We start from the raw sequence: 26,557 nt of genomic DNA on the forward strand, positions 1-26,557 counted from the left end.
AACGCGCCCTCCTGCTTCTCCCTGTCGGGAGACGACATCCGGTCGTCGCGAGAACGCCGGATCGCGGGTGCGTAAAACGAGCCGCGCGGGGCTGTTAACCCCCCGCGCGGTCGGCGGTTCTCTAGAAGGAGAGGGGCCGCATGTCAATCGCAAGACAGCGGAGCCTTGAGCCTCACGCGTCGAGGATCGGCGAAAAGCCGCCATAGATCATGCGTCGACCGTCGAACGGCCGGGGCGCGCCGCCCGGCTGCATGCGGGGGTCGGCCATGATCTTCGCCCAGCCGGCGTCGTGTTCGGCCTTGGAGGGCCATTCGACCCAGGAGAACACGACGGTCTCGTCGTCCTGCGCCTTCACGGCGGGCGTAGTCGGTGACCTCGCCCGCCGGCACGTCGTCGCCCCAGGCGTCCACGACGCGGCTCGCGCCGGCCTCGAGGAACACTTCGGCGGCCGTCTCGGCGAAGGCCCTGTAGGTCTCCTTGTTGGAGGAGGGAACCGGGACCACCATGCCGTTCATGTAGCCCATCGCGCCCTTCTTTCCGGCGTCGAGGATCGGCGCGAAGCCGGCGTAGATCATGCGCTTGCCGTCGAACGGCATCTCCTGGCCCATCGCGTCCATGCGCGGGGTCCGACATGATCTTTTCGTTCGCGGAGTCGCGGGTCGCGCGGTCGGGATATTCGAACCACGAAAACACCACGACCTCGTCGTCCTTGGCCTGCACCGCACCCTTGAAGTCGGTGACCGCGCCGTCCGGCACCTCGTCGCCCCAGGCCTCGACGTGACGCAGGGCGCCGAACTCCTTGAACAGCGGCGCGGCGTTGGCCGCGTGGCGCAGATATTCGTCCTTCTTGGCGGTCGGGACGGCGAGCACGAAACCTTCGACATAGGACATCTCAAAATTCCTTCGTTCGGGTCTGATAGGGGGCGGGCGGCGCTCAGGCCGCCTCGCGCGGCCGCTCGAAGGCGGCCATGTGGTCGGCGAGCGCGCGGGCGAAGGCCGGCCGCGCCTCGCAGCGCGAGATAGGCTTTGAGGTTTTCGTGCTCGGCTACGAGGTCCGTGTGACGGAGCGCGCGAAGCACCGAGGCCATCAGAAGGTCGCCGACGGTGAAACGGTCCTCGAGATGGTCCTTGTCGCCGAGCCAGCCGGACAGCAGCGTCAGCCGGCGGCGAACCTCCTGCTCGGCCTGCGGGCGGCGCGCCTTCGCCCAGTCCTCGCCGGCGTGGAACACGTCGACGTCGATCAGCGCGTTGATCGCGATCTCGACGCTGTTGATCGCGAGGCCCGGGGCGGCCCATGGGGTCGCGCGGCATCAGCGCTTCGGAGCCCTCGGCGATCTCGAGCGCGATCGCGACCGACTCGAACATCCGCACGTCGCCGCATTCATAGGCCGGCACCTGTCCGAAGGGCTGCTCTCGCAGAGCCTTCGGGCCGGGCGTCCTTGGCGTCGAACAGGCGGGCCCGGTAGGCGAGCCCGGCCTCCTCGAGCGCCCAGCGCACCCGGAGGTCGCGCACGTTGCCCTTGGCGAAATCCGGAACCCAGTTGAACGCGGTGATCTCGATGGCGGCCGTCGGGTCGAGCGGCATGGCCAGTCCTCCTCGTCGTGTTCTTGACTTATATGTTGATATCAACCTATATTGCGGGAGTCAAACGGGCTAGAAATCCTCATGATCACGCGTCCGTCAGAAGCGACCGGGGAGATGGAGGGCGCGGGCCGGCAGGGCGGGGCGCCCATGGCCGAGCTCGCCGCCTCTCACGAGACGACGCTGTTCATCCGCGACAACTGCCTGTGTCTCGCGTCCCAACGGGCCGCGCGTTCGCTGTCGCGCCTGTTCGACGAGGCGCTGAAGCCCGTCGGGATCACCAGCGGGCAGTTCTCGCTGCTGACCTCGCTCAACCGCGAGCATCCGCCGACCATCGGCTCGGTGGCGAACGTTCTGGCGATGGACCGCACGACGCTCACCGCGAACCTGAAGCCGCTTGAGCGGCGCCGGCTGGTGAGGAGCGAGGTCGATCCGAAAGACCGCCGAGGCCGGCGCCTGTCGCTGACGCAAGAGGGGCTCAGCCTGCTCGACGCCGCCACCCCGATCTGGGAGCGGACGCACAAGGCGGTCGAGGCGAAGCTCGCCGATCCGCACGTGCTGAGGGCGGGGCTCTCGGCGATCGCCTGAGGGCCTGTGAATAGCGGGTGCCGGGCCCAGGCCGGCTCTCGACGTGACGTCTCGGCCACTCCCGCCGGCTCGTTCGATCTTATATAAAATCCGATCGACCGCCTCTCCGTCCGGATTTTCGCGCCCGCACATGCGATTCACGCCCTCCTTCCTCGACGACCTGCGCCAGCGGCTTCCGTCTCGGAAGTCGTGGGCCGGCGCGTGAAGCTGAAGCGGCAGGGGCGCGAATATGCCGGCCTCTCGCCCTTCAACAAGGAGAAGACGCCGTCCTTCACGGTCAACGACCAGAAGGGGTTTTATCACTGCTTCTCGTCGGGCAAGCACGGCGACGTGTTCAAGTTCCTGATGGAGACCGAAGGGGTCACGTTCCCCGAGGCGGTCGAGCGCATCGCCGAGATGGCGGGCGTGCCGATGCCGAAGGACAATCCGGAAGAGATGCGCCGCGCCGAGGCGCGCGCCTCACTGATCGACGTCATGGAGATGGCGGCGAAGTTCTTCGAGGCGCAGCTTCAGGACCGGATCGGCGCCTCGGCGCGCGGCTATCTGGCGGGCAGGGCGCTTGGACCCGCCACGCAGGCGCAGTTCCGCATGGGCTACGCGCCGAACGATCGCACCGCGCTCAGGAAGCATCTTGCGGGGCAGGGCGTCTCGGTCGCCGACATGGTGGAGGCCGGGCTGCTGATCTCCGGCGAGGACGTGCGCGAGCCGTTCGACCGGTTCCGCGACCGCGTAATGTTCCCGATCGAGGACGTGCGCGGCCGCGTCATCGCTTTCGGCGGCCGGGCGATGCAGGCCGACGTGCCGGCGAAGTACCTGAACTCTCCCGAGACGCCGCTCTTCCACAAGGGCGCGACGCTCTACAACCACCACCGCGCCCGCGCGGCCGCGCACACGGCCGGAACCGTGGTGGCTGTCGAGGGCTATGTCGACGTCATCGCGCTGACGGCGGCAGGCGTAACCAACGTCGTGGCCCAGAACGGCACGGCGCTGACGCCCGAACAGCTCGAGCTGCTCTGGCGCATGGCCCCGGAGCCGATCCTCTGCTTCGACGGCGACAAGGCGGGCCGCCGCGCCGGCTTCCGCGCCATCGAGACCGCGCTGCCGCTGCTCCAGCCCGGCCGGTCGCTGCGCTTCGCCTTCCTGCCCGAGGGGCAGGATCCGGACGACCTCGTGCGGAAAGAGGGCCGCGGCGCGGTCGAGGCGGCGTTCGCGGCCGCGGTCCCGCTCGTCGACATGCTGTGGTCGCGCGAATTCGAATCCGGCCCGACCGACACGCCCGAGCGAGCCGCGGCCTTCGAACGGCGCCTGCGCGACGCGCTCGGCTCGATCCGCGACGAGACCGTGAAGCGCCACTACCAGATCGCGATCGACGGGCGGCTCTCCCGCTTCGGCCGGCCCGACCGCCCGCAGGCGCGGCGCGGGGCGGGGCGGCCTGCGCCGCGAAACGGCGGCGGCCGTCGCGGCGATTGGCGCGGCGGCTCCGAGGCTCCGCCGCTCGCCCCCACCGCGACGCTGCTTCAGAGCCCGATGGTGTCGTCCGGCGCCGGCAAGCTGCTCCGCCGCGAAGTCGCGCTCGTCGTCGCCATCGTCAACCACCCGGTTCTGCTCGACGAACTCGCCGAGGCCTTCGCCGAGCTGGAGTTCGGCGCGCGCGAGCTCGACCGCCTGCGCCGGGCCGCGCTCGAGGCCTATGTCAGCGGCGCGTCCGACCGCGACGCGGTGCGCGCCGCGATCTTCGACGGCGGCGAACGCGGCGCGCTGGAGCGCGCCGAGGCCGCGCTTCAATCTGGCGCGCGACTGGTGGGTGGGCGAGGAGGCCGATCCGGCCGACGTCTCCGTGGCTTGGAGGCACGCTTCCGCCTTGCACATCAAGGTGCGGGCGCTAAATACGGAGCTCCGCGAGGCCGAGCTTGATTTTGGTCGGGATTTCACGGACGGAAACTTTCTCCGAATCGTCGAAATCCAGCGCCAGTTGGCGACGGCCGAGGGGGCCGAGGCTTCGATCGAAGGGTTCGGCGGCGCTTCGGGCCGAGCCGTCCGGCCGATGTGAGGGTTGTCGAGCGGGACCGTCGAACCAAAACGGTCGGCCGTAAGCACGGTGTTTGGGCTGGCCGCCGCAAATCGGCCGCATGGTTAACGCGGGCGTAACGCGAATCCGCGGTAGCTGACTGGATTGGATGGGGCGGCGCCGGACGAGCGGCGATCCGCCCGCATGGTGTGATTTAGGCACGGGGGTCGGACGCGCGCTCCGGCCCGGAGACGATAACGAATGGCGACGAAGCTGCAAGCGAAGGACGAGGCCGAGACCGGAGCCCCGGAGACCGAGGCCGGTCCTCTGCTCGACATGAACGACCAGGCCGTCCGCCGGATGATCAAGGCCGCGAAGAAGCGCGGCTATGTCACCAACGACGAGCTGAACGAGGTTCTTCCCTCCGACCAGAACACGGCGGACCAGATCGAAGACATCATGTCGATGCTCAACGAGATGGGCATCAACGTGATCGAGTCCGAGGACGCCGAGGACAAGGAGCGCGAGGAGGGCGACGACGACGCCGAGGAGAGCGGCGGCGAAATCGTCGAGGCTCCGCGCCAGCAGGCCGTCACGGTCACGCAGAAGTCCGAGCCGACCGACCGCACCGACGATCCGGTGCGCATGTATCTGCGCGAGATGGGCTCGGTCGAGCTGCTCTCGCGCGAGGGCGAGATTGCGATCGCCAAGCGCATCGAGGCCGGCCGCGAGGCGATGATCGCGGGCCTCTGCGAAAGCCCGCTGACCTTCCAGGCCATCATCATCTGGCGCGACGAACTGAACGACGCCAAGATCCTGCTGCGCGAGATCATCGACCTCGAGGCGACCTACGCCGGCCCTGACGCGAAGAACAACGCCGGCCAGCCCGCCGCCGAGGGCGAGGAGTCCGAAGGCGGCGAGGAGGGCGAGTCGGAGAGCGAGAACGCGCCCGAGGGCGATCTCGACGACGACGACATGGAGAACAACGTCTCGCTCTCCGCCATGGAGACCGAGCTGAAGCCGAAGGTGCTCGAGACCTTCGACGCCATCGCCGACGACTACAAGAAGCTTCGCCGCCTGCAGGACCAGAACGTCGAGAACCGTCTCCAGAACAAGACGCTCTCGCCGGCCCAGGACCGCAAGTACAAGAAGCTCAAGGACGACATCGTCGTCAACGTGAAGTCGCTGTCGCTCAACCAGAACCGCATCGACGCGCTGGTGGAGCAGCTCTACGACATCAACAAGCGGCTCGTCGCGCTCGAGGGCCGGCTGCTGCGGCTCGCCGACTCTTACGGCGTCGATCGCGTCGACTTCCTGAAGCAGTACCAGGGCTACGAGCTCGATCCGAACTGGATCCGCCGCGTGGCGGGCCTCGGCACCAAGGGCTGGAAGGGTTTCGTCGGCTCCGAGAAGGACCTGATCAAGGACATCCGCGGCGACATCCACAATCTCGCGACCGAGACGGGCCTGGAGATCCAGGAGTTCCGCCGCATCGTCCAGATGGTGCAGAAGGGCGAGCGCGAAGCCCGGCAAGCCAAGAAGGAGATGGTCGAGGCCAACCTTCGCCTCGTGATCTCGATCGCCAAGAAGTACACCAACCGCGGCCTGCAGTTCCTGGACCTGATCCAGGAGGGCAACATCGGCCTGATGAAGGCGGTCGACAAGTTCGAGTACCGCCGCGGCTACAAGTTCTCGACCTACGCCACCTGGTGGATCCGGCAGGCGATCACCCGCTCGATCGCCGACCAGGCGCGTACGATCCGCATCCCGGTGCACATGATCGAGACGATCAACAAGATCGTCCGCACCAGCCGGCAGATGCTGCACGAGATCGGCCGCGAGCCGACGCCCGAAGAGCTCGCCGAAAAGCTCGCGATGCCGCTCGAGAAGGTCCGCAAGGTCCTCAAGATCGCCAAGGAGCCGATCTCGCTTGAGACCCCGATCGGCGACGAGGAGGATTCTCACCTCGGCGACTTCATCGAGGACAAGAACGCGATCCTGCCGATCGACGCCGCGATCCAGTCGAACCTGCGCGAGACCACGACGCGGGTGCTTGCCTCGCTCACCCCGCGCGAGGAGCGCGTGCTGCGCATGCGCTTCGGCATCGGCATGAACACCGACCACACGCTCGAAGAGGTCGGCCAGCAGTTCTCGGTGACCCGCGAGCGCATCCGCCAGATCGAGGCGAAGGCGCTGCGCAAGCTCAAGCACCCGAGCCGCTCGCGGAAGCTCAGGAGCTTCCTCGACAACTGAAGCTCGGCTAGGCTGACCCGATGGAAGGCCGCCGACGCTCCATCGAAGTGGACGAAGACGTGGCCGTCGCGCTGGAGCAGCGCGCGGCCGAGCGCGGGGTCACGCTCGCTGAGTTCCTGTCGGACGTTTCTGCGGTTGACGCCGGAACCGTCGCGCTGTCGCGGGAAGAACTGGCCGAACTCGACGAGCGCGTCGCCGACTGGGAGCGCGACCGAGACGACGTTTCGGCGGAGGAGGTCTTTGACCGCCTGATCGATCGAGCAGAGGCTCGTCTCCGCCAGACGTCGGGGGCGTCGCGCGGTTGAAGCTGCGAATGCTCAAGGTCGCGGAGCTGGATCTGGACCGGCTCGAGGTGTTTCTGGCGCAGGAGGATCCACGCGCGTCCGTCGAGGCCCTGCGCCGGATCCGGGCCGCCGCGAACGATCTGCTGGCGTTCCCCGCGCTCGCTCCGACGATTCACGGGCGCGCCTCCCGCCGCCTTACCGTTCCCTTCGGCCGCGGCGCCTATCGCGTCGATCGCGAGCGCGAGACCGTCGTGATCCTGCGCGTCCGCCACAGCCGCGAGGCGCGCTGACGTCGTTTCGCGGCGCCGGCGCAAACGAAGGCGTGAAATCCTGCGCCTTCATCTTGCCGGGCCGATCGATCAGAAGGGCGGCGATCTCCAGAAGGAAGCCCCCACATGAAGCTGTTCTCGTCCGCACTCTTGGCCGCATCGCTTGCGCTTTCGGCCGCGCCCGCGCTCGCGCAGGAAATGCCCGGCAAGGCCGACGTCGCGCTCGTCTCGGGCGGGACCTACAAGGTCGATCCGAACCACACCCAGGTCGCCTGGTCGGTGGACCATATGGGCTTCTCGACCCTGTTCGGCATGTTCGGCCAGCCCAAGGGCCAGCTGAGCCTCGATCCGAAGAACCCGGCAGACGCCAAGCTCGAGATCGAATTCCCGATCTCCGGCCTGGCGGTCACGTCGGAGAAGTTCGACGCGCATCTGAAGAGCGCCGAGCTGCTCGACGCCCAGAAATTCCCGACCGCGACCTTCCGCTCGACCTCGGTCGAGGTCTCGGGCCAGAAGGCCAAGGTCACGGGCGACCTCACGGTCCATGGCGTGACGCGGCCGGTCACGCTCGCGGTCGCGTTTCACGGCGCCGGGATCAATCCGATGAGCAAGGCCGAGACGGTCGGCTTCTCGGGCTCCACCAAGCTGAAGCGCAGCGAGTTCGGCCTCAGCGCCTTCGTCCCCGTCGTCTCCGACGAGGTCACGGTCACGGTGGTGGGCGCGTTCGAGAAGTGACGCCGTCGAGCGCGCCGCGCCTCTAGCGGCGGGCGGCGCGCTCGGCCGCCTTCACGGCCTCCTCGAGCGCGGCCTCGGCGCGGGTGAAGCAGTCCGAGGCGGCGCTCCAGTCCTGCGCGCGCACATGAGCGAGCATCGCCGCCGCCTCGCGGCGCACGACGTCGCGGGCGCGGATCGCGTCCTCGGGCCGCTCGTCCGCCGGCAGCGCGTCGAGGCGCGCCCCGAAGACGCCGGCGTCGAGCTCGGCCGACCCCGCGCCGATGAGGATCGCGCCGAGGCGGCGGTGAAGCTGGCCGGCTTCGGCGGCGAAGCGCAGGCATTCGAAGCCCCGAAGGCCGCGGCCGGCGGCGCCGTCGACGCCGGCGATCGCGGTCTCTTCCGCGGCCACGAGCTTGCCGAGTACGGCGTCGATCTCGCCGCGGGTCTTGGACGCGGTCGAGGCGATGCGCCCGACATTCTCAGAGATCTCATTGGTGGCCGCGCGCTGCTGGCCGAGCACGTCCGACAGCGCATGCATGTTCGACGTGATCAGCGAGACGTGGCGGCCGACCGCCTCCACCTTGTCGCCGGTCGCGCGGATGGTCGCCTCGCCGTCGGCGACGGCGCTCGCGCTCTCGCCGGTCGCGCGCTTGATGGCGTCGGTCTCCTCCATCAGCGTCGCGATGCGGGCGCGGATCTGTTCGGTGGCCTTGGCGGTCTGGCCCGACAGCGACTTCACCTCGTTGGCCACCACCGCAAATCCCCGGCCGGCGTCGCCGGCGCGCGCGGCCTCGATCGTGGCGTTGAGCGCCAGAAGATTGGTCTGGCTGGAGATCGCCTCGATCGCGCCCGCCATGTCGGCGATCTGGCGCACCGCGTCCTCGAGCACGCCGATGCGCGCCGCGATCGCGCCGACCCGGTCGCGGATCGCGTCCATCGACGAGGAGGCCGCGCCCATTTCCTGAAGGCAGAGGCCCGTCTCCTCGCGGGCGGAGGTGGCGTCGGCCGCGCCGGAGCTGCTCATCGAGAACAGCTCCGAGATCGAGTTCGCGAGCTCCTCCACCGCGCCGGCGATGGTCGAGGTGCTTTCGGCGACCTGGCGCACGTCGTGGGTCACCCAGCCGACGCCGAGCCCGGTCGCCGAGGCGTCGCGCGCGAAGGAGACGAGCGCGCCGAGATCGTCGCGGCCGCGCCGGGAGACCGCGTCGGCGAAGGCCCTCAGCGCCGCGCCCGCGTCGCCCTCCGGCCATTCGGCCGGCTCCGCGCCGCGCTTCATGGCGTCGAGCGCCGCGACGAGACGCATCTGGTCGAGCGCCACGGCCTCCGCGGCCGGGCCCGCCTCAGCCGCTTTGACGACCGACGTCGCTGCGCGCCCGAATCCGAAAGTCATGGGTGGTGTCTCGCTCGTTTCCCGGGAGCCGCCTGACGTGCTCCTTCTCCGGGCGCGAGTATTTCACCACAGGCTTAACGCGTAATGACCGGAAAATTGCGCGCGGCCGAACTCGCGCGCCTCAGTCCTCAAGCTTCCAGCGCACCGTGACGCGGGCGGTCAGCTCCTGCTCGCCCTTGGCGATCGGGGTCGGAGCGGCGTCCATGGCCTTGGCGCGCATCGCGAAGGGGCGCGCCGGCTCGCCGACGTCGCCGGCCTCCTCGATCGAGAGCGCCTGGCCGAGCTTCGCGCCGGCGGCCGCCGCATAAAGCTCGGCCTTGCGCCGCGCGTCCTTGACCGCCTCGCCGCGCGCGGCGTCGAGCTTCTCGTCGCGGTCCGAGATTTCGAAGCTGAAGCCCTCGATCTGGTTCGAACCCGCGGCCACCAGCGCGTCGACGAGGCCGCCCGCCTTGTCGATCTGGCGCACGCGGATCGTCACCATGTTGCGCGCCTCGTAGCCGGTGAGCTTGGGCGCGCGCGGCCGCTGGCCGTCGCCATAATCGTATTGCGGCTGCACCGAGAGTCCGGAGGTCGCGACGTCACGGTCCTCGATCCCGGCCTTCTTGGCGGCGGCGAACACCTTGGTCATCGCCTCGGCGTTGGCCTTGAGCGCGTCCGCCGCGCCCGGCGCGGACGTCACGACGCCCGACGAGACGATCGCGAGGTCCGGCGCGGCCGAGATCGATCCTTCTCCGGTGGCCGTGACGCTCCGGGGCTTGGGCTGCGGCTCGGCGAGAGCCGGAGAGGCGAGCGCGGCGGCGGCGAGAAGGGCGGCGGCGAAGAGCTTCATTGGGTCGCGATCCTCGCCGCGTCGTCGGGTCCAGACGGGGCGCCCGCGGCTCGACGCGCCCGCCTGCGGTGATCCCTGAACATTGCGTCGGCGATGGGGCGCAGGCGACGCCGAAAATCGCCCGCGGACGCGGAACGAAGCGGCGCCGGTTCTGTTGGATTCAGCAAGGGGCCGCGCATCGACGACGGCCTCGCCACACATCAGGAGGCTTTACGCCATGGGTCTTTTCACCAAAGACATCAAGACGTTCGACGATCTTTTCGTGCATCAGCTGCAGGACGTCTACTACGCCGAACAGCAGATTCTCTCGGCGCTCCCGAAGATGATCGAGAAGGCGACCGCGCCCGAGCTCAAGAGCGCGTTCCAGCATCACCTCAAGGAGACCGAGGAGCATGTGCGCCGGGTCGAGCAGGTGTTCGAGATGCACGGCGCGGAGAAGAAGTCAGCCAAGTGCCCGGCGATCAACGGCATCATCCAGGAAGCCAACGAGGTCGCGGGCGACATCGACGACAAGCAGGTTCTGGACGCAGCCCTCATCGCCTCGGCGCAGGCCGTCGAGCACTACGAGATGACGCGCTACGGCACGCTGATCGCATGGGCCAAGCAGCTCGGCCGCGCCGATTGCGCCGCGGTGCTGGAGAAGACGCTGAAGGAGGAGAAGGCCGCTGACAGCAAGCTCAACGGCCTCGCCGAAGGCGGCGTGAACCGCAAGGCGGCCTAACAAGGCGCTTCGTGACGCCCCGGCTTGTCCGGGGCGTCCACGGCTCCGCCGAGCGGCGCTCGATGATCAACCGTGGGTCCCCCGGACAAGCCAGGGGATGACGGCAGAGCGAAAACACGAAAAGCCCGCCGGCGAAATCCGCCGACGGGCTTTTCAAATTCTCGAGAGAAGCGAAAGAGCCTTAGGAGGCTTTGCGCTGCTGGTTGCGGTCGCGCGGCATGTTCATGCCGGCGATGGCGCTCGCCGCGAGGGCGTATTTCGAAGCCGCGATGATCTTCGGGCGGGCGGCGAGACGCTCGGCCTCGAGACGGGCCTCTTCGGCCGCCTTCTCGTCGGCGATGCGCTTCTCCTCCGCGGCCTTCTCGGCGGCGATGCGCGCCTCCTCGGCGGCCTTCGCCTCGGCGATGCGACGCTGCTCGGCGGCCTTGGCCGCGGCGCGCTCCTCGCGGGCCGCCGTCACCGCGGCGCGCTCGGCGCGACGCTGCTCCAGTCCGGGATCGTTGGCGATCGTACGGAAGCGCTCCAGCAGCTTCTGCTTGGCGTCGCGGGCGTTGTCCTGGCGGGTACGGAAGGTGTCTTCCTTCATCATATGAAGAATGCGGGCCTTTGATTGTTTCGGATGATCGGTGAGATAGTCCCAGCGGCCTGAAAATGCAACGGGATTCAGCGGGATTTCGCCGGATCGCATGGCTGGTGTGTCAGTAACGCCGCAAGGTCGCCGAAGGTTCAATCGCGCACGATCGTTTTTCGAAGCGACTTGATCGTCCCGCGCTTGGTCTTGGCGTCGACGCGCTTGGCCTTCTGGCCCTTGGAGACGCGCGTCGCCACCCGAGGCTTCGGCTTCTGGGCGGCTTCCGCGACCATCTCGACCAGCCGCTCCAGCGCCTCGTCGCGGTTGTCGCCCTGCGTGCGCCGCGACTGGGCGGTGATCACGATCACGCCGTCCTTGGTGAGCTTCGATCCCGCAAGCCGCATCAGGCGGATGGCGACGTCGTTGGGCAGCGAGGGCGAACGACGCGCGTCGAAGCGCAGCTGCGCGCGGTCGACACCTTGTTGACGTTCTGCCCGCCCGGGCCGGAGGCGCGCACGAAGGTGAATTCCAGCTCCTCCTCGTCGATCGAGAGCGTGTCGGTGACGCGGATCATGCGATCGACCTCACTCCTTGGCCGGCCAGCCGAGGGTGAGCGACTGGATGACAGGCCGCACCGCCCGCATCGCCGTGTCGGCGGAGGAGAACGTCCTGTCGCCGCTCACTCTGTCGATCGCCTTTTCGGGCGCGTCCTCGGCGTAGCCGAACTGGACCGAGAGGAAGCATCCGCCCGCAAGCTTGGCGAGCCGTCCGCCCTTCCAGTCGGTGACGTTGCCGCCCATGTCCCAGCCGAAGCCCGACAGCGAAAACGCCTTGCCGTTCGCCGCCTCAGCCGCGGCGAGGTCCTGTCCGAGCGAGAGCCCCGCGACCGAGACGCGGCTGTCGCCGCGCACGATCGCCTGCGCGCCGGACTTTTGGTCGTCGGCGCTCCATACCACCTCGATCCGGCGCGCAGGGTCGCTCGCGCGGATGACCACGGCCTCCATCGTCTCGCCCTCGGAGCCGTCGACCTGCGCGGTCGCGGCGACGCCCTTGCCGAGCTCCTTCATGAGCGAGGCCGGCGTGCTGTAGGCCTTCACGGGCCCGGCGCAGGAAATGGCGTCGGTCTCGGCCGACGCCGACGAAGCGAAGATCGCCGTCGCGGCGACGGCCGCGAAAAGGCTGCGGATCATGGTGTTTCGGGCCCCCGCGAGCCCGCCGTCGGGGCTCCCGCCGCCCTTATAGCAGAGGCCGCGTCGCGGTCGCGCGGGGAACGATGCGCGGGCCGCGCGTGTTCGGATCTCACAGACACGACGCTGGGAGGCGCCCGATGACCATCGCCAGAAGGATCGCCGCTCCGACGCTTGGAGCGCTTGCGCTCGCCGCGACGCTCGGCCTTGCGGCCGCCGCCGAAGGCGACCGCGGAACCGGAGCCCCGGGCCGCGGCGACGGCAGCGGCATGGGGCAGGACAACACCGAGATGGGAACGTCCAAGGGCCCGGGCGACAAGCCCGCCACGACGCCGCCCGACGTCACCAAGGAGCAGCGGCTCGAAGGAACCTCGCCCGAAGGCACGGGCATGATCGGCCGCTGCGACGACGGCAAGCCGCCGGTGAACGGCGCCTGCTCGAAATAGGCGCGCGGAGCCTGCTCAGCGCGCGACCTCGAACCAGAGCGGGCCGCCGTCGCACAGGCCGTCGGACAGGATCGCGACCCTCCAGGGATTGGCGTCGACGTCCTCGACCATGAGGCCTTCGGGCTTCACGTCGGCGAGGCTCTTCTCGTCGTTGCAGCCCTCGAGCTTGCGGCGCTTCACGCCTGAGAAGTCGAGCGTCCCGAGCGTGCGCGATCCCGTCTCGCCCGGCGTCGCCGGATCGAACAGCACGAGCGCGTAGCCGACGGGATCGTCGACGCCCCGGGGAGGGCCGGCGAGCAGCAGCAGCCGATCGCCGACGGCCTGCATGTCCCGGATCGTGCGGCCGGCGCCGACATGGGCGGTGAGCAGCGCGGGCTTCTGGTCGCCCTGAGAAAAGACGGCGTCGGCGTCGACCCGCAGCACATAGGCCCCGTCCGGCGCCTTCGGCCCGCGGAAGCCGAACCACAAATGGCCGCCCGAGGCCGCCAGCCCCTCGATGTCGAGCCCCATGCCGTCGGTCAGGCACTGCCTGTCGGCCGCCCTGAGCTCCGGCGCAGCGTCGATCGCCGGCTGAATGACGCCCGGCGTCGCCCGCCCGTCCGGCTCGATCCGCGCCACGAAGCGGGCGGTCGGGTTCCCGGCGCATTTGTGGATCGGATCGCGCTTCACGGCGTGCGAGCCGGTCACGTAGAAGCGGCGGTCGGCGAAGGCCGCGCCCTCCGCGTCCGCCTCCTCGCCGTCCGGAACAAGCGCGACCGGAGCGCCGGCCGCATATGTTTTCGGCGAAAGCTCCGCCCGCCGCGCCTCGATCCCCTCGTCGAAGACGACGACGCAACTTCGTGCGTCCGCGCAGGCGATCCCGCTCGCCGAACGGCGCAGCTTCTTCTGCTTGTCGCCGGAGAAGAACGAGCCTTCGAGCGCCTGAGGCCGCTCGTTCAGCGGCGTCAGCGGTTCGGCTCTGGCGAGCGCAGTCGCGGCGCAGAGCGCAGAGGCGGCGGCGAGACATGCGGCGATCGGGCGGCGCGTCATGGTTTCGATCCGGGCGCGAGGGGCGGGGAAGGGCGGTTCAGGAAGACGTTCGGCGCGCGCGGCGTCATTGGACCCTCAGCGCCGCGAAGCGGCCGTCGGCGAGCGCCGCGACCCGGCCGTAAAGCGCAAGCGTCGAGAGCGCCTGCCCGACGCTGTCGCGCCGGCCCTTCGCCCGGCCTTCGAAGGCGCGCGCGAGGTCGTCGGGCGCGAGCGGCCGTCCCGCCGCAGCCAGCGCGGCTTCCACCGCGAGCGGATGCTCGTAAGGGTCGCGCGGGAAGACGGGGCGCGCCGCGGCCGGAACCTCCGCGGCCGGCGCCTGCGCCGGCGTCCGCGGGGCGCGCGCCTCGCAGCCTCCCCGCCGAAGCGCGGCGCCTGGAACTCCGGCCGCAGCCAGCGCACCTCGCCCGACTGCTCCTCGCGCGCCCGCTCGGCGTTGAGCGCGACCAGCCGCTCGAGGATCGCCTCGTCGCCGAGGCTTCTCGGCCAGCCATAGGCGTCGAGCGTCGTCCGGTCGATCTCCTCATGCAGCTCCTTGATGACGAGCACGAGCCCGCGGCGCTTGGCGTCTTCGTCCTTATCCGAAAGCTCGGCGCCGGCGCGCAGCTTTTCGAGGACGTTGTAGAGGCCGGTGACGGTGAGGTCCGGATGCTCCTCCATCACCGCCTTGCGCAGCGCGTCGAGCTCCTCGCCGAGCGAGGCGATCTTCGCGCGCAGGGCAGGCGAGGGTTCGGGGAAGGGGAACGGATCGAAGCAGCGGGATTTGGAGTAGCGCGGATCGTTGCCGACCCCGAGCCACCCGCCCGCCGCCAGCGCCCAGACGAGATGCGGGCGCGACGAAAGGACGGCGAGGTGGAAGGCGTCGGCGGAGGCGATCACCACAAGCATGTTGTCCGCCAGCACGTCCTCGGGGAGAAACTGGAAGCTTCGGTGTTTCGACGTCTCGATCGTGACGATGTACCGATTGAGCGTGGCCAGCGCTGGGCGAAGCTCCCGTCGCGGCTCTCCGAACAGCCACCATCTCAAGCGATAAACATCGCGGCGATTGACGTCTCGCTCGGGCTTTACGGTTTCGACAAGGTGCTGAAAGACGGCTGGAAAGCGCTGTCTTACGTCTTCGCTTTCCAGGCCGAAGAGGTCGATCGCGAAGAGGTCACGGGGAGAATGGGCGAGATCACGTCCGTTGCGGAATGGTCGGATGTGCTCAGTCAATCCGGCGGTCCTGCCGAGGCCGAGGCGCTTCGCGTCCTGTCGAGTCACCAAGAACCCTGATCCATGCAGTTTCACGCCCGGCGAACAAATCCTGTCGTTGGCGCGCAGCGGGACGGCCTTCGTCACATCGACGCCGATCGTGAGATCGGAGTTTATCCGGCCCTCACGGATCGCAAACGCGATGACGGGTTCATCGGTGTCGAGGCCGGTTTCGGCGATGACAGTGGCTAGAACGCCGGCGCGTGATCCAGCCTCGACGACGGTCATGGCGATCCGCACGGCCGCCGAACCGTCGGCCGCCTTCGTCCATGGGTGATCAGGTACGGCGAAGATGAGCGAAACCTGCAGAACGGCGTCGAGCGAGCGTTCCATGACGCGGCGCTGAAACAGCTGGCTGATCGAATTCGTCGTCACCAAGCCCACACGGCGCAGCGTCGAGTCTTCGGTCGCCAATTCCTCAGAGGCCCGATCCCACCAATACATCACGAAGTCGGCGCTCTCGTTGATCTGGGGATGGGCGCGCCAGAGGGCTTCGGCGTAGCCGGGCCGCATGCGGGACCGCAGATCCTTGCCGCCGATAAACGGCGGGTTCCCCACGATGAACTCCGCGTCCGGCCAGTCCGGCCGCCGGGCGTTCGGAAAAGTCTCCACGCTCTTCCCGTCCCGCCGCTCCACGCGCGGGTTCGGAAATCCGTCCCAGGTCAGCACCGCGTCGTAAGGGCGCCCGGTCCCGAAATTCACGTTGGCGAAGGCCTTCAGGATCGGCTCGCCGGGATGGCCGGTGCGGGTCCGGTAGTGCTGCTGCAGATAGCCGATCCAGACCACGAGCTCGGCGATGGCGGCGGCGCGCGGATTGAGCTCGAGCCCCAGAAACTGGTGCGGGTCGACGGTCTCGCGCTCGAGCCCGAGCGTCTCGGTCTCGCCGAGCCGTGAAAGAAAGCGTCTCCAGCACCTCGCCCTCGAGCGCCTTCATCAGTTCGAGCGCCACGTAGAGAAAATTGCCGGTGCCGCAGGCCGGGTCGAGCACGCGCGTCGCGCAGAGCGTCTTGTGGAACGCCCGCACGGCCGCCACCGCGCGCTTGGGATTTCTGGCCTCGGTCGCGGCCTCGGCGCGGGTGAGCGCGGCCTGCCAGTCGGCGCGCAGCGGCTCCATCACGGTCGCCTCGACGAGGCGCTGCACATAGGCGCGCGGCGTGTAATGCGCCCCAAGCCGGCGGCGTTCGGCCTTGTCGAGCGCCTGCTCGAGCAGCGTCCCGAAGATCGCCGGATCGACCTCGCGCCAGTCGGCCCTGGCGGCGGCGATCAGCTCGGCGATCTCGGCCGCCCCGAGAGCGAACACCCGCGCCTCATGGAAGAAGTTGCCGTTGAAGTAGGGGACGTGGGCGCGAAGCGACGTCGAGAAGCGCTTCGACGCGTCCGGCTCGTCCATCTTGCGCCAGAGCTCCTCGACGAGCGGCGCGAAGCTCTTCGGCGACGCGAGGCAATCCTCCAGCAGCGTCTTGAAGCTGTCCTTCGGCAGCAGCCCGACGTCGTCGGCGAACATCGTGAAGATGCAGCGCATGAGGAAATGCGCCACCTCTTCGGCCGTGGTCGGCCTCGAGCGCCTTGGAGACCTCCGCGAGCCGCGCCGCGATCGCGCGCGTGACCTTGGCGGCCTCGCGCGCCGGATCGAGCGAGTGCGGGTCGTTCCAGATCCTCGCGAGGTTTTCACGGTCGGCGCGTCGCCGAGCTCGTCGAGATAGACCCGAAAGCCGCGGCGGTCCGGAAAATGGCGGTAGGCGCGGCCCGTGCCGGTGAAGTCGGCGTAGAGCTCGAGGCAGTGGCCGACGTCGCACAGGATCAGGAAGGGCGGGGCCGGGTGGTCGGCGTCGAGCAGGAACACGTAGTGCTCGGCCGCGGCGGCCATCCGTCCCGCGCCGGCGGCCCCGCCGCCCGGCGGGGGGCCTTGCCCGCGCCCTTGAGCCGCGACTGCTTGGCCTCGAGGATGAAGCAGCCGCGCTTGTAGAGATCGATGCGCTTGGGCCCGCCCGCGTCGGTCTCGCGCGGGCGGACGGCGCGCTCGAAACGCGTAGTCGTTGCGCGCGGCCGAGGCCCCGGCCACGTCCGGCCGCGCGACCCCAGCACGTCGCAGAGCTCGGCCAGGAACATCTGGTAGTTGGCCCGCTCCGCCCCGCCCTCGCGGCCGGACCAGCGGGCGATGAAGTGTTCGGCGCTCATGGGAGACCGGACCGCGCGTCACTGGCCGTCGGCTGAGACGGGCGGTCCGCCCGCGGCGGCGCAAGCCTTCAGCGCCGCCGCGCGCTTGATGTCGATCAGGTCTTTCGCGGCCCCGACCTGGATCGCATAGGCGCGTTCGTTGCTCTTCCTTCTCAGGTTGAGATAGTCGAACGTCTTCTCGACATCGTGGCAGCTCTCGCCGGTCAGAGACGTCTCGATCGAGTTGAGGTCCGTCCACAACACGCTCTCAACATGGTCGAGCGCGGTCGAAAGCTCGGCGTATTTCTTCGGGTCGCTGAACGTGAAGGACTCGGCGAGACGCGCGCGCAGATCCTCCGGCGGCAGCACCCAGCCGGATTTCGAGAGATCGGTGAGCGCCGAGACGGCCGTGTTCAGCGCGCGCCGCGTCATCGGCGCTTCGGGCGAGACCAGAGTGGCGTAGTGCGCCGCTTGCTGAAGCGAGGCGAGGAACCGCGTCCAGCGCCGCATCGGCTCGCGCATCCGCTCATAGGCGCGCAACGCGCCTCGCCGACGCCGGTGAAGGGGTTGGCCTCGACGCTGCGGGTCTCGTCGGCGCGCCATTTGCGCAGCACCAGCGGAACCTCGACGCTGAAGGCGTCGACGTTCGAGGCCGGGACGTCGATCGCCTTCGGCCTCCAGCCTATCACCACGATCCGCTCGACATAGGCGCCCGACGTGAACAGGGACCGGTCGTAGGCGAAGGCGTAGACGCCGTCGGACGCCGCGAGCCACACCGGATCGGCGAAAGGGTCTTCGCGCGTGCCGACCACTCGAACGCCGATGAGTCCCCGGAAATCTTCAGCGTTCCCGCCTGCGCCCCGCCGGACGCGCCGAGCAGAAGGGCGGCGGCGACGGCGGTCGCGGCGACGCCGTCCCGCAGCTTGATCCCGAGCAGGGCCCGCGGCGAGCGCCAGATAGGCGATGCGGCCCGCGACCGCGAAATTCGCGACATGGGCGACCGCGGTCTGAGTCTTGGCCGCTTCCCCCTGGTCGAGCACGGCGATCAGCGCGTCGCGCGCGACGTCCTGCGAGAGCACCGCGTCCATCCAGAGATAGGACGCCCATCCCACGAGGCAGATCGCGATCGAGGCGTTGAACAGCGTCTTCTTGTCCTTGGAGGGCGCGAGAAAGGCGAGCGCCGCCGCAAGCGCGACCGGGGTCGATACGCCGGCCAATGCGGCGTCCGAGACGATGGCGGGAGCGGCGGCGGAGATCGCCTTGGCGGCCGCGCCGCCAAGGCCGAGCGCATGCCCGCCGGGCACTTCTGCGAATTGGGAGGCGATGACCACGGCCGGCGCGACGCCGAGCGCGAGAATGCAGATGAACGCGAGACTCCTGCCGGTCATGCCGATCCCCCAACCTTCTGCAACCGAAGATAGAGGTATGTTAAAATAACAATCAATACGTGTTCTGCGCGGGCGTGGGCGCGATCAGGTTGCAGGGTCGCTCGGCTCGTTCCCGGCTCTTCTTCTCGCCCGCGAGACGCTCGAACCGCGCCAGCTCCTCGGGCGGCATATGGACGTCGCTCTCGGCCGCCGGATAGGCGCCGGCCACGCAGTCGTCGCGATAGGCGTCAGCGCGTCCTCGATGATCGCGCCGACATTGGCGTAGGCGCCGCGGTTTCGGGATCGGGAAGGCGGAGTAACCCACGAGGTCGCCGCTGATGTGATAGACGCCGTCATTGACCCGGCCGCCGCCGAGCGTGACCACGGGGGCGGAGAGTTCGGCGGTCAGGCGCGCCGCGAGCTCGGTCGGAATCTGCTCGGCGATGAAGGCGAAGCAGCCGGCCTCCTCGAAGGCGCGGGCGCCGTCGAGGATCGCGGCCGCCTCCTCGGCCGAGCGGCCCTTGATCCCGAAGCCGCTCTGCTCGACTCGGCGCGAGGCCTGCATGCCGACATGGCCCATGACCGGCACGCCCGCCGCCACGATCGCGGCCACATGCGGAGCGATGCGCCGGTCGCCCTCGCATTTCACCACGTTGGCCCCGCCCTCGCGCACGAAGCGCACGGCGCTTTCGACAGCTTGAGCCGGCGAAGCGTGGTAGCTGCCGAACGGCAGGTGCCCGACCACGAGACCGAAGCGCGCCACGCGGCTCTCACCGCCCGGGTGAGGAAGAGCTGCTCCTCGAACGTCACCGTCGTGGGATCGGGATGGGCGAGCAGCGACATCGGCCCGGCGTTGCCGACCACCAGCAGGTCGAAGCCGACGCGGTCGGCGATCGCGGCCATCGGCGTCGTAGACCCGATCGAGGTGATGCGCTCGCCCGCGGCCTTCTTCCGGCGCAGCGCGTTGAGCGTGACCTTGCGGCGCACGGGTTCGGCGGACATCAGCGGCTCCGATCAAAGAGAAGTCAGTCGATCGGATATATGGATTTCAATCGCCGCTCAACGCTGCGGCGAGGGCGTCAGTTCTCCGCGAACGAGCGGAGGTTCTCGGTGCGCCGGGTCGTGAGCGCGGCCGCAAGCCGGTCCGAGGACGTCTTGGAGCCGGCGGCGGCCGCAAACGCCGTGAAGGCGTCGCGATAGGCGAGCCAGGCGCGCTGCGTGGTCTTGATGCCGGCCTTGGTCACCGTGCCCCAGCGGCTTTCGTCCGGCTCGGCCTGCGCCGTCCTGTAGGCGGCGTTGAGCGCGCCGTCGGCGGTCGACAGCGCGGTCTTGACGTCGAGCGGGCCGGTCCCGAGCGCGGCGCGGAGCGTCGCGAGAAACGCCTCGTCCTCGTCCTCCTTCGCGCCCGTCACCATGGCGCCGCGGGCGGTGCCCGAGAGGTCCACCTCGTTCTCCCCGACGGCGTCGCGATAGGCCGTGAAGGCCTTGCGCAGTCTGGCGTAGGCGGCGCTCGCCGGCGGCGTCAGCCGGGCGGCGAGGCGCGTCAGCTCCGCGTCTCGGCCGACCGCGTCCTTCTTCGCGGCGCGCGAGGAGCAGAAGCCCATCATCATCCCCGAGGTGATGTCGTCGCAGAAGTCGAACCGGTCGGGGACCGCGGCGCCCTGGCGTTTGCGCTCCAGAAGATGCTCGACGCGGCCGGAGATCTCGGCCGGCGCGCCGCCGGCCGCGCAGGCGTAGGCGATCGCGAGGTCGTCGTTGCGGGGCGCGCCGTCGCCGTTGGCGTAGATCATCGAGAGGATCGCGGCCGGCGGGAAGGCGATGTCGGGCTCGCCGGTCGCGTTCAGCGCGCAGGCGCGGCCGGACCGTAGGCGGGGGCCGCGCCGACGCCGTCATAGAGGTCGAGCGCGTCGCATCCCTTCGGCGACGGTCCGGCGGAGCCGGCTTCGGCAGCCCGAGCTTTTGCGGCCTTGTCGCACGCGGCCTTGACCGCGGCGTCGTCGGCGAGCGCGGCGAAAGGCGCGAGCAGCAGCGCGACCACCGCGAAAGCGAGGCCTCGCGGTCGGAACGTCGTGCTCGTCATCTGTCGCCCCATGCGTCGGTTTCGGCGGACGTCCTAGCGCGGAACGGCGACGCGAAGAAAACGCTCGATCATGGCGTCGACCTGATCGGGGACCTCGAGCTGGCAGAAATGGCCCGAACCGACGGTCTGGCCGTAGAGCATGTCGGGCGCGAGTTCGCGCAGCCGCGCAAGATCGGTCCGCGGGGTCGGCTCGTCGGCCGCGACGTAGAGCGCGGGCGTGCGCAGGCGCGCCGTGGCGGTGGCGGGGTCGTAGTCGCGCAGGCCCTCGAAGGCCGCGACCATCACATGCCGGGGCGCGGCCGCCATGGCGTCGAGAATGCGGTCGCGCCGGTCCGGGTCGTCGGTCGGGATGAAGAGCGCCGCGCCCACATAAGCGCGCAGCGCCGCGGCGCCGTCCGGGCCGCGCAGTTTTTCCAGAAAGGCCGGGATCGCGACGCGGGCCGCGGCCGGCAGTGCCACTGCGGCGTCGATCATGACGAGCGCCTCGACGAGGTCCGGCCGGCGCGCCGAAAGGTCGAAGCCCACGATGCCGCCCATGCTGTGGCCGACGACGAGGGATCGCTCCAGCCCCAATTCTCCGCACAGCCAGGCGAGGTCGTCTGAGAACGCCTCCATCGGATAGGGCTGGACGGGCTTGTCGCTCGCCCCGTGGCCGCGCAGGTCGACCGCGACCACGCGCCGGCCGAGCGCCGCGAAATGGTCGGCCTGCGGCGCGAGATAGGACTGGTCGCAGCACCAGCCGTGGACGAGCAGGACCGGCGGTCCGTCGCCCGGCGTCTCGGCGAAGGCGAGAGAGACGCCGTCGCGCGTCAGCGTGCGAAGCCGGGCCTGCGCCGTCACCGCCGCTTCGGCCCCTGTCGCCTTCCGCCCGGCCGAAAGTTCTTCGTCATCATGTCGGGCTTCTCGCGCCGCGGGGCGTCGTCGTCGTGGAGCGGGGTCACGCGGTCGGTGCCGGGGCCCATGTCGTCGAGGCTCGGCTTGGCCACCCTGGACTGGCTTGTCGAAGACTTGGGCGGCGTGTTGGCCGAGCGCCCGTATTTGCGGTCCCCGCCATAAGAGCCGGCGCGGTCCTCCACCGCGTATTGCCGCGCCATCGGGTCGTCGGCGAGCGCGAGTTCGGTCTGCTGCAGGCGCTTGATCTCGTCGCGCAGCCGCGCGGCGGTCTCGAATTCGAGGTCGGCCGCGGCCTTGCGCATGCGGGTCTCGAGGTCGGCCAGCGTCGCCTTCATGTTGTGGCCGGCGCCCGGCGTGTCCTCGGAGAACCCTTGTCCACGGTGACGCGGTCGCGCTCGTAGACCGAGTTCAGGATGTCGCCGATCTCGCGGCGCACGCTTTCGGGCGTGATGCCGTGCTCTTCGTTGTAGGCGAGCTGCTTTTCGCGCCTGCGGTCGGTCTCCCGCGATGGCGCGCGCCATCGAGCCGGTCTCCTTGTCGGCGTAGAGGATGACCTTGCCGTCGACGTTTCGCGCCGCGCGGCCGATGGTCTGGACCAGCGAGGTCTCCGACCGGAGGAAGCCCTCCTTGTCGGCGTCGAGGATCGCCACCAGCCCGCATTCGGGGATTGTCGAGGCCCTCGCGCAGCAGGTTGATGCCGACCAGCACGTCATAGGCGCCGAGCCGCAGGTCGCGGATGATCTCGATGCGTTCCAGCGTGTCGATGTCGGAGTGCATGTAGCGGACCCTTATGCCCTGCTCGTGCATGTATTCGGTGAGGTCCTCGGCCATGCGCTTGGTGAGCACCGTGACGAGCGAGCGATAGCCCTTGGCCGCGGTCTCGCGCACTTCTCCCAGCAGATCATCGACCTGGCTGCGGGCGGGGCGCTGCTCGATCATCGGATCGATGAGGCCCGTGGGGCGGATGACCTGCTCGACGAAGACGCCGCCGGTCTGCTCCATCTCCCAGGAGCCTGGCGTCGCCGAGACGTGCACGGTCTGGGGCCGCATCGCGTCCCATTCCTCGAACCGCATCGGCCGGTTGTCCATGCAGGACGGCAGCCGGAAGCCGTATTCGGCGAGCGTCGCCTTGCGCCGGAAGTCGCCCCGATACATGCCGCCGATCTGCGGGATGGTGACGTGGCTCTCGTCGGTGAAGACGAGCGCGTTGTCGGGCAGATATTCGAACAAAGTGGGCGGCGGCTCGCCGGGTTTGCGGCCAGACAGCCAGCGCGAATAGTTCTCGATGCCCGCGCAGGAGCCCGTCGCCTCCATCATCTCGAGGTCGAACTGGGTGCGCTGCTCGAGCCGCTGGGCCTCCAGCAGCCGGCCCATCTTGGTGAGCTCGACGAGGCGGTTCTTCAGCTCGTCCTTGATGCCCTTGATGGCCTGGTTGAGCGTCGGCCGTGGCGTGACGTGATGCGAATTGGCGTAGATCTTGACGGCCTTGAGGTCCTGGTACTTCTGGCCCGTCAGCGGGTCGAACTCCTGGATCGTCTCGATATCGTCGCCGAACAGGCCGACGCGCCACGCCCTGTCCTCGTAATGGGCCGGGAAGATCTCGATCGTGTCGCCGCGAACCCGGAAGGTGCCGCGCACGAAATTCACGTCGGCGCGCTTGTACTGGAGCGCCACGAGGTCGGCCATCAGCTGGCGCTGCGCGATCTGCTCGCCGACCTGCAGCACGAAGGTCATCGAGGTGTAGGTCTCGACCGAGCCGATGCCGTAGATGCAGGACACCGACGCCACGATGATGACGTCGTCGCGTTCGAGCAGAGACCGCGTCGCGGAGTGCCGCATGCGGTCGATCTGCTCGTTGATCGAGCTTTCCTTCTCGATATAGGTGTCGGATCGCGCGACGTAGGCTTCCGGCTGATAATAATCGTAGTAGGAAACGAAGTACTCCACCGCGTTGTCGGGGAAGAACGACTTGAACTCGCCGTAGAGCTGCGCCGCCAGCGTCTTGTTGGGCGCGAGAATCAGCGCGGGACGCTGGGTCTCCTGGATGACCTGCGCCATCGTGTAGGTCTTGCCCGAGCCGGTGACGCCGAGCAGCACCTGGTCGCGCTCCTGCCGGCGGATGCCGTCGACGAGTTCTGAGATCGCGGTCGGCTGGTCGCCCTTGGGCTCGTACTCGCTCTTCAGGTGAAACGTCTGCCCGCTTTCGAGCTTGGCGGGCCGCTCCGGCCGATGCGGCACCCAAGGCTTGCCCTGAAGCTCGGGCCGGCCGTGCTGGATCAGCTGCTCGAGCGCCGCAACGGTGGCAGATACGCCCTTGGACGGATCGAAATCGGCCGGCAGCGCGCCGACGTCGGTCTCGTTCACCGCCCCGAAGCCGCGCGGCGCCTTCTGGGGATCGGGCGCCGGCTCGTGGTCCTGGATCTGCCGACGCTTGCCTTTGGGCTTGGCGGCCGCGGCCTTGGCGGCGGCGTCGGGGCCCCGGCCGAGCGCCTTCAGCAGGGCTGCGTCGGCCGTGACGTCTTCGAGCGGCGCGCCCTCGAAGGCGGCCTGCGGGGCTTCGGCGAATCCGGACTTTCGGGACGATTTCGGCATGGGCCGAATATAGCGCGTCGGTCCGGACGTGCGACGGCGCCGGCGCGAAAATCAGGCGGGTTTCGCCCAGAGGCCGCGGAGCGCGTCCCAAGCCGGCGCGAGCGCATAGCCGACCAGCGGGATGATGGCGAAGCCGATCGCCAGCCCGATCGCGCCCGCGGCGGCCGCGCCCACGGCCCATTCCGCGAAGCCCGCGGCGGCGGGAACCGCATGGCCCGCGGCCACGGCCCAATCGTGGATCGCGTGAGCGATCGCGCCGAGCCCGTATTCCTCGAGCCCGTGCACCACGATGCCGCCGCCGACCCACACCATCGCGGCGGTGCCAACGATCGCCAGAACCTTCAGGAAAACCGGCATGCCGACCACGAGCCCGCGGCCGAGCGCGCGCACCAGGGATCCGGCCTGCGACTTCGCCATCGCGACGCCGGCGTCGTCGGCCTTCACGATCAGCGCCACCACGCCGTAGACCGCGACCGTGATGCCGAGGCCCACCACCGCCAGCACCGCGGCCTTGGTCCAGAACCCGCCGTCCGGCACGGCCGCGAGCGTGATGGCCATGATCTCGGCGGACAGGATGAAGTCGGTCTTGATCGCGCCCGCGATCTTGGCGTCTTCGAGCGCCTTGGCGTCGGCCGGGTCGGCGATCGCGGCCTCGTGCGCGTGGGCGGCGTGGGGAAACAGCTTTTCGTAGATCTTCTCCGCGCCCTCGTAGCAGAGGAACGCGCCGCCGAGCATCAGCAGCGGGGTGATGAGGAACGGCGCCAGCAGGCTGAGCGCGAGCGCCGCCGGGAGCAGGATCAGCAGCTTGTTGCGCAGCGACCCGAGCGCGATGCGCCCGACGATCGGCAGCTCGCGGTCGGCCGCGAAGCCCACCACGTAGCGCGGCGTCACGGCGGCGTCGTCGATCACGACGCCTGCGGCCTTGGCGCCGGCCTTCGCCGCCTGGCCCGCCACGTCGTCCAGCGAGGCGGCGGCGACCTTGGCGAGCGCCGCGACGTCGTCGAGCAACGCGATCAGACCGACGGACATGCAAGACCCCCTTGGATGCCGGCCATCGGGCGGCGCCGCTCGTTCGGAACACGGACGCGCCATAGCACGCGCGAAATTCGACTTTTGCGACCGCCGACGCCAAATCCGTCGCGCGTCAAAGCACGATCGCTTTATTTAGCCGCCTGCGGCGACGGCGTCGGTCACGCCCTTCGAAGCGGTCCGCTCACGCGTAGCCCGCCACCGCATGCGGCTGATAGGGCGCCTCGAGCGTCGCGATCTCGTCCTCGGTCAGCTTCAGCGACAGCGCCGCCACCGCGTCCTCGATATGGCCCGGCCGCGACGCCCCGATGATCGGCGCGGTGATCCCCGGCTTCTGGATCACCCAGGCGAGCGCCACCTGCGCCCGCGAAACCCCGCGGGCGGCCGCCACGCGGCCCACCGCCTCCGCCACCTCTCGGTCGGAGGGCACGTAGAGCGTCTTGCCGAACTCGTCGGTGTCGGCGCGCGCGCTTCCCTCGTCCCAGTCGCGCGTCAGCCGCCCGCGGGCGAGCGGCGACCACGGGATCACGGCGATCCCCTCTTCGCGGCAGAAGGGGATCATCTCCCGCTCCTCCTCGCGATAGATCAGGTTGAGGTGGTTCTGCATCGAGACGAATTCGGCCCAGCCATGGCTGCGCGAGACATGCACGGCGTTCACGAACCGCCAGGCGCTCATCGACGAGGCGCCGATATAGCGGATCTTGCCGGCCCGCACGCAGTCGTTCAGCGCCTCCAGCGTCTCCTCGATCGGCGTGCCGTAGTCGAATCTGTGAATTTGATAGAGGTCGACATAGTCGGTCCCGAGCCGCTTCAGGCTGGCGTCGAGCTCTGAAAGAATAGCCTTGCGCGACAGCCCCGCGCCGTTTGGGCCCGGCCGCATGCGCTGGCACACTTTCGTCGCCAGCACGATCTCGTCGCGTTTGGCGAAGTCGCGGATCGCCCGCCCCACGATCTCCTCGCTCGAGCCCAGCGAATAAACGTTGGCGGTGTCGAGAAAAGTGATCCCGGCCTCGAGCGCCTGCCGGATGAGCGGGCGGCTCGTCTCCTCGTCGAGCGTCCACGGATGCGCGCCGCGGCCGGCGTCCCCATAGGTCATGCAGCCGAGGCAGATCTTCGAGACGTCGAGGCCCGTGCGGCCGAATTTCTCGTAGTTCATGAAAGCGCCTCCATGGCGGGCGAGGCGCGGGGAGTTAGGCGGCGGGAACGGAGAGGGAAGGGCGGCGCGAGGCGGGCCGGACCCGCGCCGTGCCGGATTGAAAATCCGCCCGCGCGCCCCATATCCTCAGCATCGTCGGCATTGCGTATCGGGCGCCGGCGGC

At 69.3% G+C, this 26,557-nt stretch carries 24 protein-coding genes and 6 pseudogenes; 8 read left to right on the plus strand and 22 right to left on the minus strand.

Annotated features, from left to right (window positions below; translation table 11 throughout):
- Positions 1 to 172: 172 nt before the first annotated feature.
- The 3 genes and pseudogenes from K6K41_RS29770 to K6K41_RS22760 all read right to left on the minus strand — a co-directional run bounded on the left by K6K41_RS29770 (position 173) and on the right by K6K41_RS22760 (position 1,585).
- Positions 173 to 617, minus strand: a pseudogene (locus K6K41_RS29770) (DUF1428 domain-containing protein).
- 61 nt (positions 618 to 678) lie between these two features.
- Positions 679 to 1,365: pseudogene (locus K6K41_RS29775) on the minus strand (DUF1428 domain-containing protein); the annotation flags it as partial.
- A 16-nt stretch (positions 1,366 to 1,381) separates the two neighbouring features.
- Positions 1,382 to 1,585 carry a thioredoxin domain-containing protein gene (locus K6K41_RS22760; RefSeq protein ID WP_261402399.1) on the minus strand — a complete coding sequence of 68 codons (204 nt, stop codon included), beginning with the start codon at positions 1,583 to 1,585 and terminating at the stop codon, positions 1,382 to 1,384.
- A gap of 147 nt (positions 1,586 to 1,732) precedes the next feature.
- Here K6K41_RS22760 and K6K41_RS22765 point away from each other — a divergent pair, with 147 nt between their 5' ends.
- From K6K41_RS22765 to K6K41_RS22790, 6 genes and pseudogenes are all read left to right on the plus strand, one after another.
- Positions 1,733 to 2,170 carry a MarR family winged helix-turn-helix transcriptional regulator gene (locus K6K41_RS22765; RefSeq protein WP_261405816.1) on the plus strand — a complete coding sequence of 146 codons (438 nt, stop codon included), beginning with the start codon at positions 1,733 to 1,735 and terminating at the stop codon, positions 2,168 to 2,170.
- 130 nt (positions 2,171 to 2,300) lie between these two features.
- Positions 2,301 to 4,220, plus strand: a pseudogene (dnaG, locus tag K6K41_RS22770) (DNA primase).
- Between the two features lie 219 nt (positions 4,221 to 4,439).
- Positions 4,440 to 6,431: an RNA polymerase sigma factor RpoD gene (gene rpoD / locus K6K41_RS22775; RefSeq protein ID WP_261402400.1), complete on the plus strand. Its 1,992-nt coding sequence runs from the start codon at positions 4,440 to 4,442 to the stop codon at positions 6,429 to 6,431.
- 59 nt (positions 6,432 to 6,490) lie between these two features.
- Positions 6,491 to 6,736: a hypothetical protein gene (locus K6K41_RS22780; protein ID WP_261402401.1), complete on the plus strand. Its 246-nt coding sequence runs from the start codon at positions 6,491 to 6,493 to the stop codon at positions 6,734 to 6,736.
- A gap of 8 nt (positions 6,737 to 6,744) precedes the next feature.
- Positions 6,745 to 7,005, plus strand: a complete 261-nt coding sequence (locus tag K6K41_RS22785) for a type II toxin-antitoxin system RelE/ParE family toxin (protein WP_261402402.1) — start codon at positions 6,745 to 6,747, stop codon at positions 7,003 to 7,005.
- Positions 7,006 to 7,110: 105 nt separating this feature from the next.
- Positions 7,111 to 7,719, plus strand: coding sequence for a YceI family protein (locus tag K6K41_RS22790; RefSeq protein WP_261402403.1), 609 nt, complete (start codon positions 7,111 to 7,113; stop codon positions 7,717 to 7,719).
- 22 nt (positions 7,720 to 7,741) lie between these two features.
- Here K6K41_RS22790 and K6K41_RS22795 read toward each other — a convergent pair whose 3' ends face one another.
- Positions 7,742 to 9,088 (minus strand): methyl-accepting chemotaxis protein, encoded by a 1,347-nt coding sequence (locus tag K6K41_RS22795; protein WP_261402404.1) that lies wholly within the window; start codon positions 9,086 to 9,088, stop codon positions 7,742 to 7,744.
- Positions 9,089 to 9,209: 121 nt separating this feature from the next.
- Positions 9,210 to 9,917 (minus strand): SIMPL domain-containing protein, encoded by a 708-nt coding sequence (locus K6K41_RS22800; protein WP_261402405.1) that lies wholly within the window; start codon positions 9,915 to 9,917, stop codon positions 9,210 to 9,212.
- 217 nt (positions 9,918 to 10,134) lie between these two features.
- Between K6K41_RS22800 and K6K41_RS22805 the strand changes: the two genes are divergently transcribed.
- Positions 10,135 to 10,638: a YciE/YciF ferroxidase family protein gene (locus K6K41_RS22805; RefSeq protein ID WP_261402406.1), complete on the plus strand. Its 504-nt coding sequence runs from the start codon at positions 10,135 to 10,137 to the stop codon at positions 10,636 to 10,638.
- Positions 10,639 to 10,819: 181 nt separating this feature from the next.
- Here the strand turns inward: K6K41_RS22805 and K6K41_RS22810 are convergent, their stop codons facing one another.
- The 3 genes and pseudogenes from K6K41_RS22810 to K6K41_RS22820 form a co-directional block, all read right to left on the minus strand.
- On the minus strand, positions 10,820 to 11,224 hold the full coding sequence (locus K6K41_RS22810) for a DUF6481 family protein (protein WP_261402407.1): 405 nt from the start codon (positions 11,222 to 11,224) through the stop codon (positions 10,820 to 10,822).
- Between the two features lie 140 nt (positions 11,225 to 11,364).
- Positions 11,365 to 11,783, minus strand: a pseudogene (gene arfB / locus K6K41_RS22815) (alternative ribosome rescue aminoacyl-tRNA hydrolase ArfB).
- A gap of 10 nt (positions 11,784 to 11,793) precedes the next feature.
- Positions 11,794 to 12,399 carry a hypothetical protein gene (locus tag K6K41_RS22820; protein ID WP_261402408.1) on the minus strand — a complete coding sequence of 202 codons (606 nt, stop codon included), beginning with the start codon at positions 12,397 to 12,399 and terminating at the stop codon, positions 11,794 to 11,796.
- A gap of 137 nt (positions 12,400 to 12,536) precedes the next feature.
- Between K6K41_RS22820 and K6K41_RS22825 the strand changes: the two genes are divergently transcribed.
- On the plus strand, positions 12,537 to 12,842 hold the full coding sequence (locus K6K41_RS22825; RefSeq protein ID WP_261402409.1) for a hypothetical protein: 306 nt from the start codon (positions 12,537 to 12,539) through the stop codon (positions 12,840 to 12,842).
- 15 nt (positions 12,843 to 12,857) lie between these two features.
- On the opposite strand, the gene K6K41_RS22830 is transcribed toward K6K41_RS22825, so the two are convergent.
- From K6K41_RS22830 to K6K41_RS22895, 14 genes and pseudogenes are all read right to left on the minus strand, one after another.
- Complete coding sequence (locus K6K41_RS22830) at positions 12,858 to 13,871, minus strand: DUF3616 domain-containing protein (RefSeq protein ID WP_261402410.1); 1,014 nt, start codon at positions 13,869 to 13,871, stop codon at positions 12,858 to 12,860.
- 75 nt (positions 13,872 to 13,946) lie between these two features.
- Positions 13,947 to 15,950, minus strand: coding sequence for a class I SAM-dependent DNA methyltransferase (locus K6K41_RS22835; RefSeq protein WP_315855245.1), 2,004 nt, complete (start codon positions 15,948 to 15,950; stop codon positions 13,947 to 13,949).
- A 124-nt stretch (positions 15,951 to 16,074) separates the two neighbouring features.
- A pseudogene (locus K6K41_RS29780) lies at positions 16,075 to 16,986 on the minus strand (type IIL restriction-modification enzyme MmeI); the annotation flags it as partial.
- Positions 16,920 to 17,297, minus strand: coding sequence for a type IIL restriction-modification enzyme MmeI (locus K6K41_RS22845; RefSeq protein ID WP_261402413.1), 378 nt, complete (start codon positions 17,295 to 17,297; stop codon positions 16,920 to 16,922). The gene K6K41_RS22845 and the pseudogene K6K41_RS29780, both read right to left, overlap by 67 nt.
- Before the next feature lie 18 nt (positions 17,298 to 17,315).
- Complete coding sequence (locus K6K41_RS22850; protein ID WP_261402414.1) at positions 17,316 to 17,708, minus strand: hypothetical protein; 393 nt, start codon at positions 17,706 to 17,708, stop codon at positions 17,316 to 17,318.
- Complete coding sequence (locus K6K41_RS22855; RefSeq protein ID WP_261402415.1) at positions 17,705 to 18,664, minus strand: hypothetical protein; 960 nt, start codon at positions 18,662 to 18,664, stop codon at positions 17,705 to 17,707. The genes K6K41_RS22850 and K6K41_RS22855 overlap by 4 nt, the downstream gene beginning before the upstream one ends.
- A gap of 52 nt (positions 18,665 to 18,716) precedes the next feature.
- Complete coding sequence (locus K6K41_RS22860) at positions 18,717 to 19,406, minus strand: 3-methyl-2-oxobutanoate hydroxymethyltransferase (RefSeq protein WP_315855079.1); 690 nt, start codon at positions 19,404 to 19,406, stop codon at positions 18,717 to 18,719.
- Positions 19,289 to 19,645, minus strand: a complete 357-nt coding sequence (locus tag K6K41_RS22865; RefSeq protein ID WP_261402416.1) for a 3-methyl-2-oxobutanoate hydroxymethyltransferase — start codon at positions 19,643 to 19,645, stop codon at positions 19,289 to 19,291. Before K6K41_RS22865 ends, K6K41_RS22860 begins: the two co-directional genes overlap by 118 nt.
- A 77-nt stretch (positions 19,646 to 19,722) precedes the next feature.
- Complete coding sequence (locus K6K41_RS22870; RefSeq protein WP_261402417.1) at positions 19,723 to 20,433, minus strand: lysozyme inhibitor LprI family protein; 711 nt, start codon at positions 20,431 to 20,433, stop codon at positions 19,723 to 19,725.
- 50 nt (positions 20,434 to 20,483) lie between these two features.
- A complete protein-coding gene (locus K6K41_RS22875) occupies positions 20,484 to 20,723 on the minus strand; it encodes a hypothetical protein (protein ID WP_261402418.1) in 240 nt (79 codons plus the stop codon).
- Between the two features lie 33 nt (positions 20,724 to 20,756).
- Complete coding sequence (locus K6K41_RS22880) at positions 20,757 to 21,536, minus strand: alpha/beta fold hydrolase (protein WP_428978613.1); 780 nt, start codon at positions 21,534 to 21,536, stop codon at positions 20,757 to 20,759.
- Positions 21,469 to 24,209 (minus strand): annotated as a pseudogene (uvrB, locus tag K6K41_RS22885) (excinuclease ABC subunit UvrB); the annotation flags it as partial. The pseudogene uvrB and the gene K6K41_RS22880, both read right to left, overlap by 68 nt.
- A 51-nt stretch (positions 24,210 to 24,260) precedes the next feature.
- Positions 24,261 to 25,238: a DUF808 domain-containing protein gene (locus tag K6K41_RS22890; protein ID WP_261402420.1), complete on the minus strand. Its 978-nt coding sequence runs from the start codon at positions 25,236 to 25,238 to the stop codon at positions 24,261 to 24,263.
- Positions 25,239 to 25,422: 184 nt separating this feature from the next.
- The gene (locus K6K41_RS22895; RefSeq protein ID WP_261402421.1) at positions 25,423 to 26,394 is read right to left on the minus strand and encodes an aldo/keto reductase; all 972 of its coding nucleotides are present in this window, start codon (positions 26,392 to 26,394) and stop codon (positions 25,423 to 25,425) included.
- Positions 26,395 to 26,557 lie beyond the last annotated feature (163 nt).

Source organism: Chenggangzhangella methanolivorans, assembly GCF_019797865.1.
GTDB lineage: Bacteria > Pseudomonadota > Alphaproteobacteria > Rhizobiales > Methylopilaceae > Methylopila > Methylopila methanolivorans.

Bases quoted from the DNA above. Each gene is read 5' to 3' on its own strand.
- K6K41_RS22795 (WP_261402404.1), bottom strand. From the start codon at position 9,088: ATGACTTTCGGATTCGGGCGCGCAGCGACGTCGGTCGTCAAAGCGGCT.
- rpoD (WP_261402400.1), top strand. From the start codon at position 4,440: ATGGCGACGAAGCTGCAAGCGAAGGACGAGGCCGAGACCGGAGCCCCG.
- K6K41_RS22765 (WP_261405816.1), top strand. From the start codon at position 1,733: ATGGCCGAGCTCGCCGCCTCTCACGAGACGACGCTGTTCATCCGCGAC.
- K6K41_RS22830 (WP_261402410.1), bottom strand. From the start codon at position 13,871: ATGACGCGCCGCCCGATCGCCGCATGTCTCGCCGCCGCCTCTGCGCTC.
- K6K41_RS22785 (WP_261402402.1), top strand. From the start codon at position 6,745: ATGCTCAAGGTCGCGGAGCTGGATCTGGACCGGCTCGAGGTGTTTCTG.
- K6K41_RS22825 (WP_261402409.1), top strand. From the start codon at position 12,537: ATGACCATCGCCAGAAGGATCGCCGCTCCGACGCTTGGAGCGCTTGCG.
- K6K41_RS22790 (WP_261402403.1), top strand. From the start codon at position 7,111: ATGAAGCTGTTCTCGTCCGCACTCTTGGCCGCATCGCTTGCGCTTTCG.
- K6K41_RS22895 (WP_261402421.1), bottom strand. From the start codon at position 26,394: ATGAACTACGAGAAATTCGGCCGCACGGGCCTCGACGTCTCGAAGATC.
- K6K41_RS22800 (WP_261402405.1), bottom strand. From the start codon at position 9,917: ATGAAGCTCTTCGCCGCCGCCCTTCTCGCCGCCGCCGCGCTCGCCTCT.
- K6K41_RS22850 (WP_261402414.1), bottom strand. From the start codon at position 17,708: ATGACGCGGCGCGCGCTGAACACGGCCGTCTCGGCGCTCACCGATCTC.
- K6K41_RS22760 (WP_261402399.1), bottom strand. From the start codon at position 1,585: ATGCCGCTCGACCCGACGGCCGCCATCGAGATCACCGCGTTCAACTGG.
- K6K41_RS22870 (WP_261402417.1), bottom strand. From the start codon at position 20,433: ATGATCTACGCCAACGGCGACGGCGCGCCCCGCAACGACGACCTCGCG.
- K6K41_RS22875 (WP_261402418.1), bottom strand. From the start codon at position 20,723: ATGACGAGCACGACGTTCCGACCGCGAGGCCTCGCTTTCGCGGTGGTC.
- K6K41_RS22890 (WP_261402420.1), bottom strand. From the start codon at position 25,238: ATGTCCGTCGGTCTGATCGCGTTGCTCGACGACGTCGCGGCGCTCGCC.
- K6K41_RS22865 (WP_261402416.1), bottom strand. From the start codon at position 19,645: ATGTCCGCCGAACCCGTGCGCCGCAAGGTCACGCTCAACGCGCTGCGC.
- K6K41_RS22810 (WP_261402407.1), bottom strand. From the start codon at position 11,224: ATGAAGGAAGACACCTTCCGTACCCGCCAGGACAACGCCCGCGACGCC.
- K6K41_RS22855 (WP_261402415.1), bottom strand. From the start codon at position 18,664: ATGACCGGCAGGAGTCTCGCGTTCATCTGCATTCTCGCGCTCGGCGTC.
- K6K41_RS22845 (WP_261402413.1), bottom strand. From the start codon at position 17,297: ATGAGCGCCGAACACTTCATCGCCCGCTGGTCCGGCCGCGAGGGCGGG.
- K6K41_RS22820 (WP_261402408.1), bottom strand. From the start codon at position 12,399: ATGATCCGCAGCCTTTTCGCGGCCGTCGCCGCGACGGCGATCTTCGCT.
- K6K41_RS22805 (WP_261402406.1), top strand. From the start codon at position 10,135: ATGGGTCTTTTCACCAAAGACATCAAGACGTTCGACGATCTTTTCGTG.